The organism is Candidatus Saccharimonadaceae bacterium ML1, assembly GCA_030253535.1.
In the GTDB taxonomy this organism is placed as follows: domain Bacteria; phylum Patescibacteriota; class Saccharimonadia; order Saccharimonadales; family Saccharimonadaceae; genus Saccharimonas; species Saccharimonas epibionticum.
On sequence record CP124550.1, the window covers coordinates 231894 to 252923 of the forward strand.

The following is a 21030-nucleotide window of genomic DNA, read 5'->3' on the forward strand; positions in this document are numbered from 1 at the left end:
CCGCTTATTGGCTGCCGTCAATAGGGGAGGCTGCTGTTGGCGAGATTACAGAAGCGGCTGGATAATATATAGTAGTATCGTATTAGTATCGCATACTTTTTGTGCTTGGGCTTTTCGTAAGAATAAGGATTTCGCGGGCGACGACTTGGTTCTCGCGGTAATATAAGAGTTGTTCAGGGTGAATGTGATGCAGGGGAATGCGTTGATACCCGAAATCTGCGAGATGCTTGATAAGCGGCAGGTGAGTGAAATGTCCACTGTGATCGCGCCAGGCGGGCACGGCGAGGACAAGCGGCGCCGCATCGCCGAGCTGCGAATGAATATTACGTAAAAATGTGGTGATGATATGATTGCAATTGCCGGCGACTTCGTGCAGCTTTTCGAGGCGAGGCGGCGCAGAGAACGGCTGCCCTAGGTAGGTCTCGCAGACGACGGCGTTGATAGCGCGCGGCGGTTTCCACTGAAAAGTGGTAGCGTCTGCTTGCTGCAGGGCAATAACTTCGCCCGTTGTCCGGAATTTTTGGCGCAGCCATGCTAGATTTTCAGTCGTGTAATCAATCATTTTTTGGCTTAGGTCGGTACCAACAACAGAGTAGCCATTGAGGAGTGCTTCTTGCAATACGGTGCCCGTACCGCAGAAGGGGTCAAGAATGCAGAGCCTAGATGTGCTTTCTGCTGCTGAACTATCAAATTCTTCAGGTAACCCTGTAAAATTTACCATCATCCGCGCTAGCTTTGGCGGCAGCATGCCGACAAATGCGTCGGTGCGCGGCCGTACTTGGTCGCGGGCGGCAAGGGCGGAAATATTCTGCGCGCCGATACTCTCCGCAATGATGACGCGTCCAGATGTGTTGCGTACGATAAGCAACTCAATTTTATGCGGCGACAAGCCAAGCTTGTTGTGGTGCGACGCGGCGGTGTTAAGGGCTGGCTCGGTATTCGGAATGAGTCGCAGGCTAACACTGCATTGCTGCAGCTGTTTTTTTAATAAAAGTCCGGTTTTCTGTACGTCGCGCGATGAAATACGAAAACCGTACGCGCTTATACCAAGTGTTATTTTGTGTGGTATGCCGTACCATTGTTTAGCGTAGCGGTCTACGACTGTGCGACTTATCATCTGCCAATTACCATTCGTCTGCAAGATGATGCGCCCGGCTTTTAGGCTGCCGCCCAAACGATTAAAATCAAACGCATCTGATTCTATAAGCATTGCGCGATCGGAGAACCAGCGCGTACGATCACCGCCATACAAACGTTCTAGTTCGGTAGCGCCGAGTGCTGGCTGGCGGCCTAATATCGCGATAAACATAGTGTTATTATACACCGTGCACCGAATAGCTCGTGGTATAATGATGAACGATGACGTCGAAAAAAACCGTAGGGGCAATGAGGTCGCCGCGTGCCATCTTGAGCATTGTGACAGTGGCAGTTCTAGGCATAATTGTCTATGCGTCGCGCCACGAGTTGCAAAAAGCTTGGGAGCTATTTGGGCAGGCAGATGTGCTGCTGCTATTATTGCTTGTGCCGTTTCAGATCGTGGTGTATTTTTCAGGCGGCGAGATGATCTTTTCGTATTTGCGCGATAAGCGCGACATTCACCATGTGTCGCGGTTTGAGCAAACACGGATTTCGCTTGAACTTAATCTTGTCAATCACATTTTTCCGTCAGGCGGCGTGAGCGGTATCTCGTACGCGACATGGCGCATGCACAAATTAGGCGTTAGCACGTCTCGTTCGACATTCGCGCAGGTCGTGCGCTATGTAACGGGGTTTTTGGCGTTGGTTTGCTTACTGGTTTTATCGGTGGTGTTCTTGGCGTTTGACGGCCATGTGAACCGCTATATTGTGGCGTCAAGTTTCGTGCTCGTGTTGGTTGTCGTGGCTTTAACATTTGGAATTGTATATGTTTTTTCGTCGAAGCCTCGTATGCGGGCAACAGCGGCGAATATAACACGCTGCGTAAATCGTACCGTGCGGCTCGCGACGCTTGGTAGAAAGCGGCGGTTATTAAAGTTTGAGAATGCTGAACAGTTCTTCGCTGAAATGCAAAGTGATTTTCAGGATATGTGGAATCGCCCGCGGTTACTCGCAAAGCCGTTTTTGTGGGGCATTGTCTACACTCTCTTTGATGCAGGCATGTTCTTCCTTGCGTTTTTGGCGCTGGGTACGCCGATCAATCCGGCGATCTTGATGGTTGGATACGGCGTAGCATCGCTTGCGAGCGTCGTTGCGTTTACGCCGGGCGGTGCGGGTGTGTATGAACTGATTATGATTTTTTTCTTAAGCATGGCGGGCGTGCGCTCAGATGCGGCGATCGCAGGCATTGTGCTGACGCGCGTTATTTTGCTAGCGGGAACGATTCTGTTTGGGTATATATTTTACCAGCATGCACTTATCAAATACGGAAAACCGCATGACACCGCGATTCAGCGTTAGCGACTTTTTAGCGGTTGTCAACCAGTCGCTTGAGGTGGCGTTTAGTGCTGTTGAGATAGAAGGTGAAGTTGCGAGTTTCAAGGTAAATCAAAACAAATGGGTATTTTTCGACCTGAAGGATGAGAATGGCAGCGTGGGCTGCTTTATGTCGGTGTACGGCTTACGTACGCCGATAGCAGACGGTATGAAGTTGATTGTGCGTGCTTTGCCGAAAGTGACAGCGTGGGGGAAATTTAGCGTGACGGTGCAGTCGTATTACCCGAGCGGCGAGGGCAGTTTGCATAAAGGATTTGAACTGCTGCGCGCGAAGCTTGATAAAGAGGGGCTGTTTACGCCGGAGCGTAAGCGCGTATTGCCGGCTATTCCGGCGCATATTGGCGTGATCTCAAGCACGCAGGCGGCTGGCTACACGGATTTTATCACAATTTTAAACGAGCGCTGGGGCGGCATGCGGGTTGATGTCGCACATGTGCAAGTGCAAGGCGAAGCGGCAGCCGACCAAATTATCGCGGCGATTCGTTATTTTAACGAGTCGGAGCATCCGCCCGAAGTGCTTGCGATTTTGCGCGGCGGCGGAAGTGCCGACGATCTAGGCGCGTTTAACGACGAGCTGCTTGTACGTGCGATTGCATCAAGTCGAATTCCGACACTGGTTGGCGTGGGGCACGAAATTGACACGACGCTCGCTGATCTAGCAGCTGATGTGCGCGCTGCTACGCCGAGCAATGCGGCACAAATTATCATGCCTGACAAGCGCGAGTATATCGCAGCGGCACACCATCAAGTATCAAGGATTATAGCGCAGTTTGACAGTAACATTGATGTAACACGGCAGGAAACGAGACGTTTGCTGGCGCGCAGTCTTGAGGCGGCTGAACGGAGAATCGACATGTCGTTAAATCAGACTGAACAACAGTGTCGTATGCTTGCTGCCTACGATCCGCGAGCGGTGTTAGCGCGCGGCTATGCGATTGTACGCGGTGTAGCATGTGTTGGCAGCGAAATTACGATTCAGCAGAGTAAACAAACGATAACAGCGGAGGTGACGCATGTCGCAGCAAACGAATAAATCGGTATCAGAAAAAATGGCGCAGCTTGGCGAATTGGTCGCGTGGTTTGAAAGTGATGAGTTCGCGCTTGAAGACGCGATTAAGAAATTCCGCGAAGCAGAAGAATTGGCGAAATCAATTGAAAACGACCTAAAAAACATCAAAAATGATATAAATGTTATCAAAAAGCGGTTCGACGAGGTATAAGCGCGTCGTGTCGTGGCTACTCTTTGCAGTTCTTGCTATTATTATCCTGGTTGGGTTTAGCGCGTTTACAGGAGCGCCGTACGTGCCGTCGCACCGGCGTGATGTCGCGCGGGCGTTTCGCGAATTGTATCCGTTAAGCGCCGGTGACGTTTTAGTTGATATTGGTTCGGGCGATGGTGCTGTATTGCGCCAGGCGAGCAAGTGCGGCGCGCGGGCGGTCGGCTACGAAATTCATCCGCTGCTCGTTTTACTCTCGCGGTGGTTGTCGCGCGGCGATACCCGCGTGGCAGTGCACTTTGCAAATTTCTGGCGTGTTGATTTGCCGAATGACACGACCGCTGTATATGTGTTTGGCGATAACCGCGATATGTCGCGCATGGTGCGGTATGTTGAGGTGCAAGCGGCGAAAATCGGTCGTCCACTGCATCTCATTAGCTATGGATTTCAGGCGAATGGTTATAAGGCAGCGAAATCAGTCGGTGCGCATCATTTATATATCATTAACCCTTTGCATAAATAGCCGCGACCACGTATAATCATAACCATGAAGACACGACGAAACAGTGAAAAAGGAGCAATCAAGGGTAGCATTGTTGCTATCGTGGTGCTGGTGATTTTAGTAATCGGGTTTGGCGCGTTTAGCGTGTGGGCATATTTGCAGTATATGGATCAGAAAAAAGATGTTGATGGCAAGATTGATGTCGCAACCGCTGAAGCAGTCAAGAAGAATAGCGAGGAAATGCAGGCGAAGTTTGAGGCGGCGGAGAAAGAGCCGAAGCGCCAGTTTGCCGGGCCGTCTGACTATGGCAGCCTTACATTTGACTATCCAAAAACCTGGAGCGCATACCAAGCGACCGATATCAGCAAGGGCGGCGGCGTGACGTATGAGGCGTACCTGAATCCAGTACTTGTACCGCCGATCACGCAGACGTCGAAATTTGCGCTGCGTATTACAATTGAGCAGAAAACATATGATCAATCGGTGGCGCAATACGATCCATACGTTAAGCGCGGCGATTTGAAATCAAGCGCGTATAGCGACGGTAAGCGCACGGGCGTGAAGCTCGTTGGTAACTTTACGAAAGATATTTATGGTACGGCGATTTTGCTGAAAATGCGCGACCGCACCTTGACGATTCGCACCGATGGCGACGTGTTCACTGAGGACTACGAAGCGCTTCTCAAAACCGTGAAATTCAACGAATAATTAAATGTGCTTACGCTAGAGCTGATGCTTACCCGCGTGCTACACTGGAAGTACGATGCAGGAGGGTAGAACGCGAGAACCGTTTCGGTTACCGTTGGCAGCAGCAGCGCACGAGCTGAAAGCGCCGTTAGCGCTTGTGCGACAGCTGTCGTTAGCGCTTGAAACAGGCGATTATACTGATACGGAGCGGGCGGTTTTGCAGCAGCGCATTACGTTGACGGCTGAGCGCGCCTTGCGGCTAACAACAGATTTAACGCGTGCTGAACGGCTTGACGACGGACTGTTTAAAGTCGAGCCGCTTAATCCGATCGTACTATGCGAAGAAGTGGCGGACGAATTATCGCCGCTCTATGCGGCGCACGATCGGACGATTGGCGTGAAGCCGCACAGGCGGCAGCTGTTAGGACTTGCGAACCGCGAGCTATTGCGGCGGATTTTGCTTAATTTTACCGATAACGCGCTTCATTATAGCCGTGATGCGCCGGTGTATATTTCGGCGCAGCAGCGCCAGCGCGGTGCTGTGATCCGGCTCGGCGTGCGCGACTATGGACCGGCGGTACCGGCAAACGTATGGCGGCGATTGATGCAGAATTTAGGCCGGCCGCAGCCGCTGCACAACCGTCCGGCAAGCAGCGGGCTTGGTATGGTAGTGGCGCATGAATTTGCCGCCGCAATGGGGGCGTCAATCGGCGCGGTACGCCATCGCGATGGCGCGACATTTTACGTTGATATCATGACGTCGACACAGTTGAGGTTGCTATGAAACATGTACTAATTATTGACGACGATCGGTGGCTTGCTGAGCTGTTGGCGAAACAGCTGCGGGGCATAAACGTTGACGTGCAAATCGCGGCGCATGCGCTTGAGGCGATGGCGGCAATTGATGAACGTCCGCCTGCTGCTATTATCCTTGATATTTTTATGCCCGGTCCGAATGGGTTTGTGCTGCTGCAAGAATTGCAGTCGCATAGCGATTTAGCACAAATCCCGGTGATTATTTGTACAGCAAGTACAGGCGAACTGCGGATGGAGGACGCGGCGGCATACGGAGTGCGCCAGATTCTCGATAAATCGACGATGACACCGCAATCGGCTGTTGCGGCAGTGCGAAAGGTATTAGTATGAGCGCGGAGCGAACGCAGGCGATTGTGTTGCGGCGTACAAACTTCGGTGAAGCGGATCGGATCTTGACGCTGTTGACGCCGCTTGGGCAGCGCAGTGCGATAGCGCGCGGTGTTCGGCGCGAGAAAAGTAAGTTGGCGGGCGGCATTGAACTGTTTGGCGTGAGCGATGTTGTACTGCAGCAGGGGAAGGGCGATCTCGCGACGTTAACATCAGCGCGCCTCATTCATTTTTATCGGAATGTTTTGGCGGATTATGATCGGCTGCAATTTGGCTATGAGGTAATTAAATCTGTTGAGCGGGCGAGCCGCGATATTGATGAGCCGGAGTGGTTTGATGTCGTGCAGTCGGTCTTCGCAGGGCTTGACGCGCTGTCGGTGCAGCTGCAGCTAACGCAAATATGGTTCTATATTCATTACGCGAGCTTGACGGGATACGATTTAAGTTTTTCGCGCGACATAACAGGCGTGCCACTCAATCCAGAGCGCACCTATATGTATGATATTAGCGAACGCGGGCTGCGGCCGAGCGTGCAGGGTGATATTTCGGCTGATCATATTAAATTTTTGCGCCTAGTGGCGAACAAGCCGCTCGCGGCTGTGGCGCAAATTGGCGGCGTGGAGCGAATCTTGCCGGATTGTTGGCTGCTAGCGCGGCAGCACGCTGGCGTGTAGCTGTTTGCTGAGCCATGGTATAATTAACGGTAGTTATGGGAAAGCAGATCAAGAACGAGAAGATGGAAACTTTAGTAAGCTTGTGTAAACGCCGTGGTTTTATTTACCAGGGCTCGGATGTCTATGGCGGCTTGAGCGGCACGTGGGATTACGGCCCGCTTGGTGTAGCGCTGAAGCGGAATATTATGCAGTTGTGGTGGCGGCACTTCGTTGACGAGCGCGACGACATGTACGGTGTGGATGCGGCGATTTTGATGAATCAGAAGGTGTGGCAGGCGAGCGGGCACGTTGATACGTTTGTTGATCCGCTGTGCGAAGATACGGTGAATCACCGGCGCTATCGGACAGACCATATTTTGAAAGATAATGGCGTTGATTCAGACGGCATGACGATGGAGCAGATGGATGCGGCGATTCACGAAAAGGGAATTACAAGCCCGGATGGCAATCCACTAAGTAACTCGCGGACGTTTAATATGATGTTCAAGACTTACGTTGGTGCCACGGAGAGCGAAGACAGTATCAGCTACCTTCGCCCTGAAACTGCTCAAGGCATCTTCACCAATTTTAAAAATGTCGTTGATGCTTTTTATCCAAATTTGCCGTTTGGTATCGCTCAGCAGGGCAAGGCATTTCGTAATGAAATTGCGCCGCGCGACTTCATTTTCCGCAGCCGCGAGTTTGAGCAGATGGAGATTGAATATTTTGTTGATCCAGAGCGCTGGCAAGAGGCGTTTGACGAATTGCTGGCAGCAACGCACGAGTTTCTCGGTAAGCTTGGTTTGAGCCGCGAGCATATCCATGAGCTGGACGTACCAGCCGAAGATCGGGCGCACTACAGTAAAAAAACCATCGACATTGAGTACGATTTTCCAATCGGCTGCGAGGAGCTGATGGGCATCGCTTACCGCACTGATTTTGACCTCGGCAACATCCAACGCGTCAGCGGCAAGAGTATGGAGTATACGGTGAAGGGTACGAACACGAAATTTGTGCCGCACGTCATCGAGCCGAGCTTCGGTGTGGAGCGGGCATTGATGGCGGTGCTGAGTGAAGCGTATCGCGAGGACGAAATCAACGGCGGCAAGCGCGTCTACCTGGCGCTGCCTGAGCATTTAGCGCCAGTGCGGTTCTGCGTTTCGCCGCTGCTCAAAAATAAACCTGAGCTAGTCGAAAAAGCCCGCCAGGTCTACCGTACGCTCAAGGCAAAATATGGACGCGTCATGTGGGACGATAATGGTAATATCGGCAAGCGCTACCGCCGCCAGGATGAAATCGGCACGCCGCACTGCGTGGTTATCGACTTCCAAACCCTAGACGATGACACCGTCACCGTACGTGAACGGGACACAACCGAGCAGCGACGGGTGAAGATTGAGGAGCTGTAAGGCACTGTTTGTACGCAGACTCAAGTTGTATTTAGCGAGGAATTGTACTCAGGTATTTTCTTGAAAGCGACAGCGGTTACCTGCGGCGTTGTTGCCGATCATCTGGGAATAGCGGATATTTCTGGTTGGTTGCGGGCGCGTGCGGGCAAAAAAGAATTACAATAAAAAGTCTTGCTATACATTTCGTTTTGTGATAAAACTGAAATAATCGCATCAATTGATGCGATATCGCTCCTTTAGAGAATGAGGTGAATGTGTATGGCTCGGGACACCGAGCTTGACCGCCTGAAGGCGGCTCAAGATCTTGCATTCCAGCGCAAGCAGCGTGCATACGAAACTATGCAGGCGGCATGGCAGCGCAGGTCTTCGGCGCGCGACGAGATGAATCGCGCGTTTGAAGTGAAGCAGTGCGCTCACGAAGTGCAAGAGGCTTCGTGGCGGGATTATCAGCGGGTTAAGCGGGCAAATGGCCCGCGAATTGACCAGCTGAATAGCCAGCAAGAGTCGGCGTATCAGAATATGCGCCGTGCGTTCGACAACGCGTCTATGGCGTATGATCGCCGTGATGGCGCTGCTGCGCGCAGTCATGCGGACGACGGGCATGCCTTTAAGGCGGAGGCTCGGCGCTGCGTTGAAGAGCGGCGCCGTCTGGTTGCTGAGATTCGTGCCGCGCGTGATCGCCACGCGGGTCCGAAAGCAGACTTTCAGCGAGCGAAAGCCGATTTTACTGCTGCGAAGCAGCGGTTTGATCAGGCAAAAGCCGAGCACGAGCGCGCAAAGGACGAGTTCCAGCGCGCTAAGCGCGAGTTTGACGCGGCGCGTCAGGCATTCAAGGCATGTCTCGATAAGGTCCGCGCCGAGCGCAACCGTCGTCGCGAGGACAAGCGTGCTATCGCCGAGAGGGCTGGTGTGCCATCTCAGTATCTCGACGACTTGTGGGTCTCCAGGGATTCAAATGGTAATACCAACATCTACTTCGGTGGAGTTGGTAAGTCAAACGGACCTGGGCATGGTCACTACGTTATCGATCGCAACGGTCGAGTGACGTATCTCCGCAACCCGAACGATCCGCATGGGTCGCAGAACTTTCAGCATGATCCTGCGCTTGAATCTCGTTTGACTCAAACTGCGCTCAAGCTGATTAATATGGACAGAATAGCTATGGGTCCGCGTAGTGTGCAATATCACGATGGAACAGTGACTGTGAAAGTCAAGTCTGGTTACGATGTGCGTACGGACACTGTCATCACCGATGTTATCATCATTGATCGCGCAGCAAATCCGAACGAACACCTTCACCTGGGTATCAGCGAGATTGACGGTTCCATCATCTTCCAGAATTGGAACAAAAACCACTAAGAAAGGGAGTGGTAGCCCTGCGTAAGCGGGGCTTTTCTCATGGTATAATTTTATTATGGACAGTGAGCTTGCGGCTATCGTGCAACGCATAGGGAATATACTTAAAAATAAAGAAAAAGAACCTTTGCGTGTACTGGGTGGCTATATCGTTGGCGCAACAATCGTGCGTGATGACTGGGAAGAGAAATTTCAAGCGCGTTACCCGCTGTTGAATGAGATTGCCGAATTGGGCGCGGATCTGGAAGTTACTGACGATTTGAAACGTGCTGGCGAAATAGTAAAACAGATACAAGATAAGTTCACACAGCTTCAACTGCCGCAAACTGGTGTATCTTGATGTAATAATGTCTTGCTATGAGTAAAAAGAGTTACCCGCAGATGACTTACGAGCAAGTAGTCGAGCACTGCCGGCAGTATGCGGATATAATTAGAGCTGATGGCATTGACCTTTTCTTGTCGGACATTGGTGAGTCTGCGGTTATCTCAGACATGCTAGGATACCCGCTTGAGATGCAAAATTGGATCAATAAGAAGCAGTACCCATTACTTTCGGAGATAATAGAAGCTGCAGCTGATGTAGATCGGTATCATGCAAAACGAGAATCCTGGAAAAGATTACTAGATTTGATTGATAAATTGTAGGTAGTATGGATCGCAAAGTTATTGAACAATTTTATGAACACGTAATCTTGCCAAACTATCATAAGCTTGATGCAGCGACAATTCGCTGGAAAGATCATGGTCGAATTGGACTTGATGCTTGGGTGCATTATTTTGAAGACGCAAAGGGTCGTGAATATGTGCTTGTTTTTGAAGACTTTCCTGGCGATACATTTCTTGATGACGGGCTCACTCATGAAGTGATATCTCTTAATGGCGAGGTTTCTATAGAGTTTGGTGTCAAGAATAAAGAACATGCCCAATATGTGCCGAATATAACAGGCTACTTTACTCTATATAGGGAGCGATAATTCGTTATACTGCAAATGAATAAAGATGTAGTAATAAACCAGCTCAAAAAGTACGCATGCCAAAAGGTAGCGGACTTAGCGCAACATAATAACGATTTACGACCGATTAGCTATTTATTGCAGAATAATTTTGCCGACATACCCTCAGATACGTGTCTGATTACTGATGACGAGGCATATTCTTTGACGATTATTCCCACTAATACGAAAGCGCTTCCTCCTTGTGTGTTTGATGTAAAAACGCGTAGCGCATGCCTTGATTTAGCAGAAATAATTTGGTGTATTGCTGCCGAAACTAGGAATTGCCATGACATGGTACATGTCGCCAAAGCGGTTTACCCGTTACTTTCACAGGATTCTGCAACGTTCAACGGCGGATTCGATTTAGTAGAATGCATGGATTGGTATTTTGACGACGATGTGCCGACAGCAGAAAAGCGTCAATATGCCAAAGAGCTTACCGATGAACTCCGAACAGTCGTTACAAAGACCAATGCTCGTTTTACGGATTTTTTAGCGAAGGTTACGTGTGTGGTTGCGAAAGCTGTAAATACGCCTATAGAGGAGCTCTGCGAGCGTAGCGACTACACTCAGACACATGGAGTGCCAACGAAGCCTGGCGAACTGATAGCGAGTGAGCTGATCGGCCTTATTGCACCGCGTACTGATGCTGAGCTCAAGGCAACCGGTGACGAGTGGCTTTTTGAGGATATCCTTAAGATAGCTGGTCGTCTTGACATTAGTGTCGAACGAACGGAAGACTGGCGCTTATTGTGTTCATACCTGCCGCGTTTGCGGGCGTTGCAACACAGACACAATAGAGAGGGGTGAGCTTTGCCCCGCGTTAGCCAAGAGTAGCGTGGGGCTCTTTCACTTTGGTATATTTTTGATAAATTATGAGCATTTATTGAAATTTCTCGCATGATATAATCAATTCATGAAAGAGGCGTGAAAGGCTCTCGGAATAGTGGCAATGGTGAAAGAATGTGGCAAGAAATGAAGGACTTAATTGCGAAATTGTAGTGACTGTATGGACACTCAATGGCAAGCCACTTTAGCGCAGGATATCATCCATGCAGCGCGCGCGTATCATAGCGACGCTCAAGCGCTTGAATATTTAGCTGATTTTGCTTTTTCGCTTGCGCGCTGGTTGAATGACGCGAGCGTTGTCGAATGGGATAATATTCATTCTGTGTGCGAACAGCGATATGTCTCGCTACAGTCCGGATCAGGAACTTGTTTTGATGAAAACATGCTTGGCCGGTGCGAAGCATATATCGCAAAGCATACAAAGAGGGCGCAGCGCGTTCGGCAAGACATAGGGCAAAACAACTTTCAATATACGTATCAAGCTATTCTTGCGCGTGATATAATTTCAGCAATAATTCAATATCAGAATAACATCCAAATGTTTGCATATTTGGCACGGTTTATAGATAGTATTGTCAGCGGTATACGAGTTGCGCCAGCTATTGATTGGGCGGATGTGCGTGCAATTTGTCGGCATCGGCTTGAATCGCTGCGCCAACAACGTAAGCCGGTGCCGCTTGATGAGAGTGTTCTCATTACTTATCAAACGGCGCTTATGCCGCTTATTCATAAATTTTTATCTTCGTAATATATAAAAAATTCAGCGAAAATGCGAGAGGAAAATAGAACGCAGCTACCAGCATGAGAGTAACTACTGCGAATGAATGCGTTTCCGAGTATACTATAAGCATGGCTGTAAAAAGTTCCGCGCCGCAAACCATTAAGCGCTATTTGAAATATGCGCTCTACCGGTATCGTGATAGTGACAACAGCGAAGTGGCATATTACTTCGCGCAGCTTGCGTTTTTGCTGATGTGCGTATGCGGCGATACGCTTGCTAAATGGCGCGGCGTTTTCCGCGAGTACGACGCATCGGACTACCGCGATAGCAAGCAGCAACCTGAAAGTGCACAAATGACGTATGAGCAGGCGATAGCGCATTGCAAGAAATCAGTCAAAATGATCGCGAAAGATGGGATTGATACACTTTTAGCAGACGAGCATGAGGCATTTGATGAGGCTGATGTGCTAGAGTATCCGCTTTATCAACAACGCTGGATGACGCTACGCGATTACCCGGTGCTCTATATGATATACGAGGCCGCGGACGAGGCGCTCGCTATCCGTACGACGCGCTTGATGTGGCAGAAAATTCTACTGTATGCTGATATGCTTGACGCACCGCTTGAACATCCCGCCGCACATCTTGCTGACGCTTATCGCGCTTGTCTGAAATATTTTATTATTCTGAATACAATCGGCGTACTGCGCGCATATAAGAACGACCTGGCGGTGCTGCGCGATGTTTGTACGGCGGTATCACTCGTGGCAGATCTACTAGCTAATGACGAGGTGGTGAATTGGCGTGAAATTTCAGCCATCTGCGACCAGTGTGCCGCCGCTTTCCGCTACAGCGATGACGTTGCTCTATATCGGGATTACTTGAAGACGCTGCGTGCTACGTATCAGCGCGCGGTGAATGTATATTTTGATGATACCTATCAAGGGGAAGCTCCGCGCTGTCCAGGATAGCAGCTCTTGAACTGTGAGGCATCAGCTTACTCATGCCGGTAATCTTGATACTGGCAGGATCAAGCATATGGGAGTAGAGTGGTGTTTGCTGCAGGATCGGCTAAATAGGTGCTATTATAGTATATGTTCTAGAGAATAGTAATTAAGTGGACAAGGATAGAATCGGGATGCACTCTAAAAAGCCTTTTCTCTTACTTCAATCGCGCTCGGAAGACGAAGCGTCGGATGATGAATATCAAGCATTTTTGAAATTTGGCGGCTTGAAGCCGGCAGAGTTGACGCGCTTACGGTTGGATATGGGTATGCAGCCACAGGTTGCTTTAGATGATTACGCTGGTGTGCTGATGGGCGGCGGGGCGGCAAACTTTGCGTATGATGATGCGCAGAAATCGCCTGAGCAGCGCGAGTTTGAGGCGTATATTTTGCCGCTGATACAGCGGATTGTCGCTACCGATACACCGTTTCTAGGTGCATGTCTTGGCGTCGGTGCACTTGTAACAGCGTTGGGCGGGCGAACGAGCTTTGACTATAGTGAAGCGGTCGGCGCGGTTGATATTAGGCTAACTCCGGAGGCGAAGAATGACCCATTGCTAGCAGGTATGCCGGCAGAATTTCGCGGCTTTGTTGGACATAAAGAAGGCGTCGTAGAACCGCCGTCTCGTTGCGTGGTGTTGGCGCGGTCAAGTACTTGCGTGCAGATGCTGCGGGTTGGTCGTAACGTGTATGCGACGCAGTTTCATCCGGAACTTGATGCTGATGGGCTTGCACTGCGCATTAATATATATAAGCATGCTGGCTATTTTGCACCAAGCGAGGCGCAGGCCCTTATTGATGTTGTTCGCTGCGAACATGTTACCGAGCCGGTTAAAATATTGCAGCAGTTTATCAAACGGTATAAGTAGTCATTACAATGGAGGCTAAGTTTCCAATAGCGCGAAAAATGTAGACGCCTAATACTCTTGACGCTTAAACATGAACGGGCGTACACTAAAGATAAGCGGTATCAATATCGCGCTAACCAAAGGAGGATTAGTATGAGTAAACTTGTCAAATTTGATCCATTCGCTGAAATGGATGCGTTGCAGCGCCATTTCTTTGACAATGACGTTTGGCCGCGCCAAATGCGCAGTGTTGCCGTGCCGACAACCGACGTCTATATGGACGGCAGTAATCTTGTGGTTGAGGCGCATTTGCCGAAGTTTGAAGATAAAGACGTCGATATCTCAATTGAACATGGCAACCTGGTAGTTCAGGCGCAGCGCCATGAAAAAGAAGAAGATAAAGGTAAGAAGTACGTCGTACGCGAATCAAGCAGTAGTTTTTATCGTAGCGTACAGCTGCCAGAGCGTGCTGATACGGATGCAATTGAAGCACATCTGGAAGACGGCGTTCTGAAAGTCGTCGTGCCGGTAACGCCCGCTCCTGAGCCAAAGAAAATCGCAGTGAAGGCAAAGAAGAAATAACTAGTCTAGCAAGAACTTCTGCGGCTGCCGACTATTTTGGTTGGCGGTCGCTTTTGAAGTTCATCGCAGCCAAGTATATCCATTGTGCTGAAAGTTAGGCGGCCGTGACGCCGCTGAAACCAAATTCATCTGCCAGAATCTATGAAAGAGGATAGCTTATAAACATAGACTTTTACATGCTTTATGATATAATATGCGAGTGAGACGTGCATTTTTCCCAGAGACAGAGTATGATTTGGCTGCAATTTTACGTGTTAATCAAAAGAATGCAGATTATCTAAATGGTGCCATTGATCCTTCAGGCGAAGGAATAAGAAATATGGCAACATGCGCCCTAAGGGAGATAAGAAGAGATGTTGATGGTTTCTGTGGCGGTTATGGAACAGGTTTCCCGTACCATTCATCAGGAAAGGACCATCAAGTTATTAAGGATCAACCGGAATTTACACGCTACACTGGCGAATTATCGAATTTGATACGCAGAGAGATGGCTGTTAGGGCTTTATGGCCATGTCCGAGTTGTCAGTTAGGAGCTGATTTTACTCCGTCGCAATGCGTCGACTGTAACATAACCCCACTGAAGCCTCGTACTATCATGAAAGTCATGCCGGATATGGATACTTTCGTGATCTGTGATGAGAATGACAAGAAAACGCGTGACGCTATTTGGTCGGTCGCCCAAGACAAAGGGTTTACGCAGTCTGATTTCAATACCAATGAGAGTTTAACGCGGATTGAAGGGGTGCTTGATGCGTGGGTAGAGGGGCGTAAACCGGCAAGTTATTTACCAATAGATCTACATGTTATAGATAAGAATGATTTTATACAGGCTTGCGCTGATATAGGCGACGGCAAACTTACTCATTCGACCATATGGTCGATGCATGCAGAATGGAAAAATAATAAAAGTATTGATTTTTGGTTTGATTTTGTGTTTAGCATGACGCCTTACTCAAGAGTGACAGATACTGAAATATTAGATGCGATTGATGAGGCTCGCTCAAGACTGACGAGATGTTATAGCGTTGATCAATTGGTTGATATTGTAATGAAGCGAAGCTATCGTGCTCGTCAACTTTTGCAACATGAACCAACGATGGAGGCGCTGAGAGAGAAGTTAAGTTCATGGCAGCAGATCTGATAGACCTACACACCCACACAAATTGTTCGGACGGCGATTATGCTCCGGCCGAATTGCTGCGCTTAGCGAAAAAGCGAGGTATAAAAACTATTGCTATCACTGATCACGACACGGTTGATGGCTATGATAAAGAGCTATTCTTGCTAGCGAAAGAGCTAGAAATTGAGCTGATTCCAGGGATTGAGTTCTCGACAATTGATGAAGAAAGCGGACAGAAAATTCATGCGTTAGGTTTGGGGATTGATCTGGAAAACAAGGTACTGAGGGAGGAATGTGCACAACTGCGCGCCGATCGAATCAAGCTGATGGGGCAGATTGCAGAAAAATTGGCGAGCTGCGGTTTTGTTTTGCGGTTAGACGAGTTGGTGGCGTCCGGTGAGATTATCACCAAGGCGCACATCGCGCGCGATGTTTTGGCAAATGAAGTGAATCGGTGCCGGCTGATTAAAGCGCACGGAAACATGCCGCTGCAAGGTGAATTTATTGAGAAGTGGTTGATCAAAGGCTGCCCGGCATTTGTGCCAAAAGCGAAACCATTACTAACTCATGAGGCGATTGATATAATCCATCAGGCTGGCGGGATTTCGTCGTGCGCGCATCCGAGTTTTAATGTCATGAAGGGCTTTTCATTTGAGAATATGAAACAGTTAATCTTGCGCAATAAATTTGACGCGGTTGAAGCGGTCAATATACAGTATGATAAAGAAAACGGCGATCAGCGATTTGATATGATCCGAGAATTTACGCAATTTGCGAAAGAAAACGATCTGCTGGTCACTGGCGGCTCGGATTATCATAGTGACAATCACGAACTTTGGGGAAATATGCCGAGCCTGGGTATGGCGGATGAGGCAGTGCGCTCGAGGCAGGAGATGGTAGATAACTTGAATCTGCTTACCGCTTCTCGCGCTACGACTGCCGAGTAGCCGGATTTGGGAATTATTACTACGAATCTGCAGAACGAGGCTACCTTAGGCTATTTGTTTCGTGCTTGCTCTCTGGAAAGGGTGAAAGCGGTGCGGGGCTATTTTTTATGGTACGTTTTTTGCAAATTAACACTAGTCTAGTGTTGGTGCTGGGTTGTGCGCAATTTTTCCACTAAACCATAAACACTAGATATGGGCACGCTATATATAGCGTAGGTGTAATGCGGTATACTAGAATAGAGAAAAGGAGGATGATATGGGTTGGTTGCGAAATTTCATATTTGGTACAGATCCGGCGTATGATGACGCCGGTTTGCCGAAGCAGGTGCGTGATTGGGAGGAAGCGAAAAACAGCGATATGTCGCTGCAGCCGGATAATGTGGCGGGCGATGAAAGAGAAGAAGGGCGGCATGGCGGCGACCAGCGCACGGAGCCAAACGCCTATCGAACCGTATCGGGTACGAAAGTGCTGCCGACACTCACTGTCGATCGCGTTGAGCCGCATACGTCGAATAATCTTGCAAATTTAGAGCTATGGATTACGCTACATAATCGCTCGCCGTACGACATTGAAATTACCAAGGTTGATTTGTTGAAGCAAAGCACCGATCCGGATCGATTTTTGCGCGCTGGCGAATCGCACGAAATCCGTGTGTACCACGGACAAACGCCGCGCGACCGCGCATACACTAAAGCGTATATTGACTTAAAAATTACAGGGACGGGCGACTATTTCCGCCAAGAATATATGATTAACTACGACCTGAAAACGAGCGGCGGTGCAAGCTGGTATGTGCCGGATGCATTGCGAAAATCATTGCCGCCGCGAGACATTTAAGTGGTACGATAAAGTAATGAGAATTTTTTATACTGATGGCAGCGCTAGCCCAAACCCGGGACCGGGCGGGTTTGCGGTAATAGAAAACGGCAAGCCAGTAGCACTTGGCTCGGAGGACGGCGAAACGACGAATATTCGCATGGAGGGATTTGCGCTTGTAGCGGCGATGCGGCTAGCGGCAGGGGAACCGTGCGAAATTCATACCGATAGCGAGTTTTGGATCAATGTATTAACGAAATGGGCGCCAGGCTGGGAGGAAAAAGGTTGGCGCAAAAAAGGCGGCGAAATTAAAAACCTTGAACTCGTGCAGCAGGCGTACAAATTATACTGTACGACACGACCAAAGCTTGTGTGGGTGCGCGGACATGTCGGACACGAACAAAACGAGCAGGCAGACGAGTGGGCAAATAAAGCGCGCGAGGGCGTGCGGCTATAAGCGGCGGTAGGAAGCAATATTGACTTTAATTTACAGTTATGATATAATAAAAAACATGAATTCAGAGACACCAGTGTTTGTTACAGTGCGTTCATGCTTCAATGAGGAGTCGGACCCTGATGCATTTCGCACCTCTGTGGTTTACGATGTCAAAGTATCGGAAGGGGACGTCTTGAAAGAAGTGAATATGATAGTGGGTGATTCGTCTGGGCATGGTGAGCTGCTAAAAGAAGCCATTGATGAAATAGATGAAATTAGCACATCGGGCACATTTGATACTTCGTCAGAGTTAGCTTGTGATGAGATTGCTGTACGCTCTTGGGGTGATCCGCAGGACAGCCAGGGAAATCCTGGGTATGGCGAGACCATTATCGGTATTGGATATGAAGATGAACGCCAAGAAATTAATCATGCAGATCAAGCGGTGTTAAAGTGCCTCGGTAGCGTAGCGGCTTTTGTGACTCTTGACGTGCCGATGCAAAAGCTGATGGATGATGAAGTTATTGTGGTGTCGCCTGATGACATTGAAGAGGCGAACGAAAAATATCCCGTAGAAATCAGTCAGTAGGCTTACACTCCCAAGTAGTCTATACTAAAAAGAGTGAAACAATCTCTTGCACTCGAAATATTACTAAGTGGCGAAAGTGCATTGCTAACTGGACCGGCAGGGACGGGCAAGACGTTTGTGCTGAATCAATTTATTCGTGCGAGTAAAGATGAGGGAAAGTATGTGAGCGTGACGGCAACGACTGGGCTAGCGGCGACACACCTGGGCGGCACGACGATTCACGCTTGGGCGGGGATAGGCGTACTGGATTATCTGCCAGATCAATTTGTCGATCATATTGCGAAGGGACGGCGCGAAATTATCGAAAAAACAGATATTTTGATCATTGATGAGATTAGTATGCTGCACGACTACCGCTTGGATATGGTTGATGAAGTATGCCGTCTGGTGCGTAAGGCGCCGGACGTACCGTTTGGCGGTATTCAGGTGGTGATGTCGGGTGACTTTTTCCAGCTGCCGCCAGTGAATCGGGCAGGCAGCCGCGAGGGCGGTTTTGTGGTGCATTCGGATGCGTGGCGCGAGCTGAATCCGGTGATTTTGTATTTGGATGAGCAATTCCGCCAGCGCGAGGGTGATGCGCTCCTTGATATTTTGACGAGTCTACGGGCAAATAACCTGCGTCGTCATCACGCCGAGAAGCTGCTAGAGCGCACCGGATACGAGCCGCCAACGGACGCTGACTTGACAGAGCTTCATACGATGAATGTTGACGTTGATCAAATCAATGGGCGAAGACTAGCAGAGTTAGCAGGCGACGAAGTGCAATATACGCAGCATACCACCGGCAGCGCAAACTACGTTGAAAATTTGCAACGCAGCGTGCTTGCGCCGGTGGAATTAGTACTCAAGCTTGGCGCGCTTGTTATGGCGGTTAAGAACGATCAGAGTAAACGTTATGCAAACGGCAGTATCGGTATGGTAGTTGATTTTGAGCCGGCAACAGATTATCCAGTAGTGCAATTCCGTAACGGCAGAACGGTAGTAATGCAGCCGGATACGTGGGAATTGCGCGATGGCGACAAAAAGCGGGCAAGTATCAGCCAGATTCCGTTGCGCTTGGCGTGGGCGATTACGGTACACAAGAGCCAGGGTATGACGCTTGATGCAGCGCGCATTGACTTACGCAAAGCCTTTGTACCGGGCATGGGCTATGTAGCACTCAGCCGCGTGCGCGATATTGATAATTTGTACTTGACGGGTATAAACCGTACGGCACTCCAGATGAGCGACGAAGCGTATACGATTGACGAGCGGTTGAAAATGCGTGCGGCAAACGATCGCGAACGATTTCAATACTTGCAAAGAAAAGCTGAGGAGCGTGCCGCTAAACCGCTAAAAAACCCGAGCAAAAAGAAATCCAGCAGCTGGTCTGAAAAAATCGCTAAAATGCGCGAGATCCACCCGAATGCGTACAAACCGTGGCAGCCGCAGGACGACGAAGCACTAAAACTTGGATTCATTAACGGCGAGTCGATCAAGCACTTGAGTACACAGCTCGGCCGCCACGAAGGTTCAATCAAAATGCGGTTGCAGAAACATTTTGGGGAAGACGCGGTGCAGTAATGGGCGTAAAGCCTTTGTATAAGTGTTTTTCGCGTTAATATTGACTTTTATTAAATTTTAGTATGAATAAGATGAGCCTTTTTTCTGCTACAATAAAGCCATGAATACAGAACCAACTAACACGACTGAAAACGAGATGCAAGAGTCAACTGATATTTTTTTGTGGGCAAACCAGGCGGATGCACACAAAGAGGCGCTTGAGGTTGACCTATTTTTGTTTACAAAAGGCTATACGGTGTATGCCACGAATTATGCCAAGGAATTAAAGGCGCAGCTGAAAGTATTATTCTTGTACGATATGATCAGCCAAGTGCAGACAGGGGCAGCGACAGGCATGCACGTGCGCGATTTTGAAGCGGCGGCTGCCGAAGAGAACGTGCTGGAGCGCACGACGCTTGATAAAGTTGATCACGCGCAAGAGGTAATCGAGCAGATTCGCTACGGCGAGGAAAGTTTGGAAGTGTTCCGCGAAGGCGACCACGAGTTCAAGAAAGTAAAAGGGATTGTGGCGCGGTTTAGCCGTTCAGGCGCGGAGCCGTTTTTTGTGGCGAAGATACTGCCGCAATCGCAGGTGCTGAAAGGCGCAACGGCATGGATGTATAACGGCGATTCATTTCAGCCGTTTAGTGCTGATGCGGGCTTAAGGATTACGCCGGATAATCAGGTTCTAATCGCCGGTAATGACATTTTTGCATTTAGCGAGTCGAAATTCATCCGGTTATTTGGGTACGACGCTAAACAATTTGCGGTAGCAGAAGAAAAAATCGCCGAAATCGAGCAAAACTTTAAGCTGAAGTTCCCTGAAGGTATGACGTTTGACGCGCTGGTGCGCGACACAAAGTCGCTGGTGGGTAAGCTCCAAAAAGTCAATGTTGGACTAGTGACGCAGGATCAAGTGATTAAACAAGCGGACGAAATGGGCCTAGAATTGATGACGGACGAAAACACGGGCGAAATTATCATTATGGATGCGAAAGACGCGGCGAAATTCGTGAATTTGCTCAACGACGATTATGTGACGAGCGATATGACCGGTATTCGGTACGAGCTTAAAGGCAAAAAAGAACTAAAAGATGCCGCGCCAGCCGATCTGGGAGCGCCGGCTGAACTGTAGCGCTTA

Annotated in this window: 26 protein-coding genes; 25 read left to right on the plus strand and 1 reads right to left on the minus strand. The window is 49.3% G+C overall.

Translation table 11 applies throughout. The features are described from left to right. Positions 1-82 precede the first annotated feature (82 nt). A complete protein-coding gene (locus tag SEML1_RS01215) occupies positions 83-1309 on the minus strand; it encodes a TRM11 family SAM-dependent methyltransferase (protein ID WP_376754240.1) in 1227 nt (408 codons plus the stop codon). 50 nt (positions 1310-1359) lie between these two features. On the opposite strand from SEML1_RS01215, the gene SEML1_RS01220 reads away from it, so the two are divergent. The 25 genes from SEML1_RS01220 (at position 1360) to SEML1_RS01340 (ending at position 21024) form a co-directional block, all read left to right on the plus strand. Then, positions 1360-2436, plus strand: coding sequence for a lysylphosphatidylglycerol synthase transmembrane domain-containing protein (locus SEML1_RS01220; protein WP_376754241.1), 1077 nt, complete (start codon positions 1360-1362; stop codon positions 2434-2436). Next, a complete protein-coding gene (xseA, locus tag SEML1_RS01225) occupies positions 2387-3505 on the plus strand; it encodes an exodeoxyribonuclease VII large subunit (protein ID WP_376754242.1) in 1119 nt (372 codons plus the stop codon). Before SEML1_RS01220 ends, xseA begins: the two co-directional genes overlap by 50 nt. Then, entirely contained in the window at positions 3486-3692 is a 207-nt protein-coding gene (xseB, locus tag SEML1_RS01230; RefSeq protein ID WP_376754243.1) for an exodeoxyribonuclease VII small subunit, read from the plus strand. The genes xseA and xseB overlap by 20 nt, the downstream gene beginning before the upstream one ends. Then, a complete protein-coding gene (locus SEML1_RS01235; protein WP_376754244.1) occupies positions 3661-4212 on the plus strand; it encodes a class I SAM-dependent methyltransferase in 552 nt (183 codons plus the stop codon). Before xseB ends, SEML1_RS01235 begins: the two co-directional genes overlap by 32 nt. A gap of 24 nt (positions 4213-4236) precedes the next feature. Then, on the plus strand, positions 4237-4899 hold the full coding sequence (locus tag SEML1_RS01240) for a hypothetical protein (RefSeq protein WP_146424820.1): 663 nt from the start codon (positions 4237-4239) through the stop codon (positions 4897-4899). A gap of 55 nt (positions 4900-4954) precedes the next feature. Beyond that, a complete protein-coding gene (locus tag SEML1_RS01245; RefSeq protein ID WP_376754245.1) occupies positions 4955-5662 on the plus strand; it encodes a sensor histidine kinase in 708 nt (235 codons plus the stop codon). Then, entirely contained in the window at positions 5659-6024 is a 366-nt protein-coding gene (locus SEML1_RS01250; protein ID WP_376754246.1) for a response regulator, read from the plus strand. Before SEML1_RS01245 ends, SEML1_RS01250 begins: the two co-directional genes overlap by 4 nt. Then, positions 6021-6695 carry a DNA repair protein RecO gene (gene recO / locus SEML1_RS01255; RefSeq protein ID WP_376754247.1) on the plus strand — a complete coding sequence of 225 codons (675 nt, stop codon included), beginning with the start codon at positions 6021-6023 and terminating at the stop codon, positions 6693-6695. The genes SEML1_RS01250 and recO overlap by 4 nt, the downstream gene beginning before the upstream one ends. A 35-nt stretch (positions 6696-6730) precedes the next feature. Then, positions 6731-8083, plus strand: a complete 1353-nt coding sequence (locus SEML1_RS01260) for a glycine--tRNA ligase (protein WP_376754248.1) — start codon at positions 6731-6733, stop codon at positions 8081-8083. A 258-nt stretch (positions 8084-8341) separates the two neighbouring features. Next, positions 8342-9442, plus strand: coding sequence for a hypothetical protein (locus SEML1_RS01265; RefSeq protein WP_376754249.1), 1101 nt, complete (start codon positions 8342-8344; stop codon positions 9440-9442). A gap of 55 nt (positions 9443-9497) precedes the next feature. Further along, a complete protein-coding gene (locus SEML1_RS01270) occupies positions 9498-9779 on the plus strand; it encodes a hypothetical protein (RefSeq protein WP_376754250.1) in 282 nt (93 codons plus the stop codon). 17 nt (positions 9780-9796) lie between these two features. Further along, positions 9797-10084 carry a hypothetical protein gene (locus SEML1_RS01275; RefSeq protein ID WP_376754251.1) on the plus strand — a complete coding sequence of 96 codons (288 nt, stop codon included), beginning with the start codon at positions 9797-9799 and terminating at the stop codon, positions 10082-10084. A 5-nt stretch (positions 10085-10089) separates the two neighbouring features. Further along, positions 10090-10413, plus strand: coding sequence for a hypothetical protein (locus SEML1_RS01280; RefSeq protein ID WP_376754252.1), 324 nt, complete (start codon positions 10090-10092; stop codon positions 10411-10413). A 15-nt stretch (positions 10414-10428) separates the two neighbouring features. Continuing rightward, positions 10429-11244, plus strand: coding sequence for a hypothetical protein (locus SEML1_RS01285; RefSeq protein ID WP_376754253.1), 816 nt, complete (start codon positions 10429-10431; stop codon positions 11242-11244). Between the two features lie 199 nt (positions 11245-11443). Continuing rightward, the gene (locus SEML1_RS01290) at positions 11444-12031 is read left to right on the plus strand and encodes a hypothetical protein (RefSeq protein WP_376754254.1); all 588 of its coding nucleotides are present in this window, start codon (positions 11444-11446) and stop codon (positions 12029-12031) included. Positions 12032-12132: 101 nt separating this feature from the next. After that, positions 12133-12975, plus strand: coding sequence for a hypothetical protein (locus tag SEML1_RS01295; RefSeq protein ID WP_376754255.1), 843 nt, complete (start codon positions 12133-12135; stop codon positions 12973-12975). Between the two features lie 146 nt (positions 12976-13121). Beyond that, entirely contained in the window at positions 13122-13877 is a 756-nt protein-coding gene (locus SEML1_RS01300; protein ID WP_376754256.1) for a glutamine amidotransferase, read from the plus strand. A 132-nt stretch (positions 13878-14009) separates the two neighbouring features. Then, positions 14010-14438 carry an Hsp20/alpha crystallin family protein gene (locus SEML1_RS01305; RefSeq protein ID WP_376754257.1) on the plus strand — a complete coding sequence of 143 codons (429 nt, stop codon included), beginning with the start codon at positions 14010-14012 and terminating at the stop codon, positions 14436-14438. Between the two features lie 199 nt (positions 14439-14637). Next, the gene (locus SEML1_RS01310; RefSeq protein ID WP_376754258.1) at positions 14638-15579 is read left to right on the plus strand and encodes a hypothetical protein; all 942 of its coding nucleotides are present in this window, start codon (positions 14638-14640) and stop codon (positions 15577-15579) included. Further along, positions 15564-16505: a PHP domain-containing protein gene (locus SEML1_RS01315; protein WP_376754259.1), complete on the plus strand. Its 942-nt coding sequence runs from the start codon at positions 15564-15566 to the stop codon at positions 16503-16505. Before SEML1_RS01310 ends, SEML1_RS01315 begins: the two co-directional genes overlap by 16 nt. Before the next feature lie 256 nt (positions 16506-16761). Then, positions 16762-17343, plus strand: a complete 582-nt coding sequence (locus SEML1_RS01320; RefSeq protein WP_376754260.1) for a hypothetical protein — start codon at positions 16762-16764, stop codon at positions 17341-17343. A 16-nt stretch (positions 17344-17359) separates the two neighbouring features. After that, positions 17360-17779, plus strand: coding sequence for a ribonuclease H family protein (locus SEML1_RS01325; RefSeq protein WP_376754261.1), 420 nt, complete (start codon positions 17360-17362; stop codon positions 17777-17779). A 187-nt stretch (positions 17780-17966) separates the two neighbouring features. Next, a complete protein-coding gene (locus SEML1_RS01330) occupies positions 17967-18347 on the plus strand; it encodes a hypothetical protein (protein WP_376754262.1) in 381 nt (126 codons plus the stop codon). Positions 18348-18380: 33 nt separating this feature from the next. Then, entirely contained in the window at positions 18381-19910 is a 1530-nt protein-coding gene (locus SEML1_RS01335) for an ATP-dependent DNA helicase (RefSeq protein ID WP_376754263.1), read from the plus strand. A 100-nt stretch (positions 19911-20010) separates the two neighbouring features. Next, the gene (locus tag SEML1_RS01340) at positions 20011-21024 is read left to right on the plus strand and encodes a Kiwa anti-phage protein KwaB-like domain-containing protein (RefSeq protein ID WP_376754264.1); all 1014 of its coding nucleotides are present in this window, start codon (positions 20011-20013) and stop codon (positions 21022-21024) included. Positions 21025-21030: the final 6 nt, after the last annotated feature.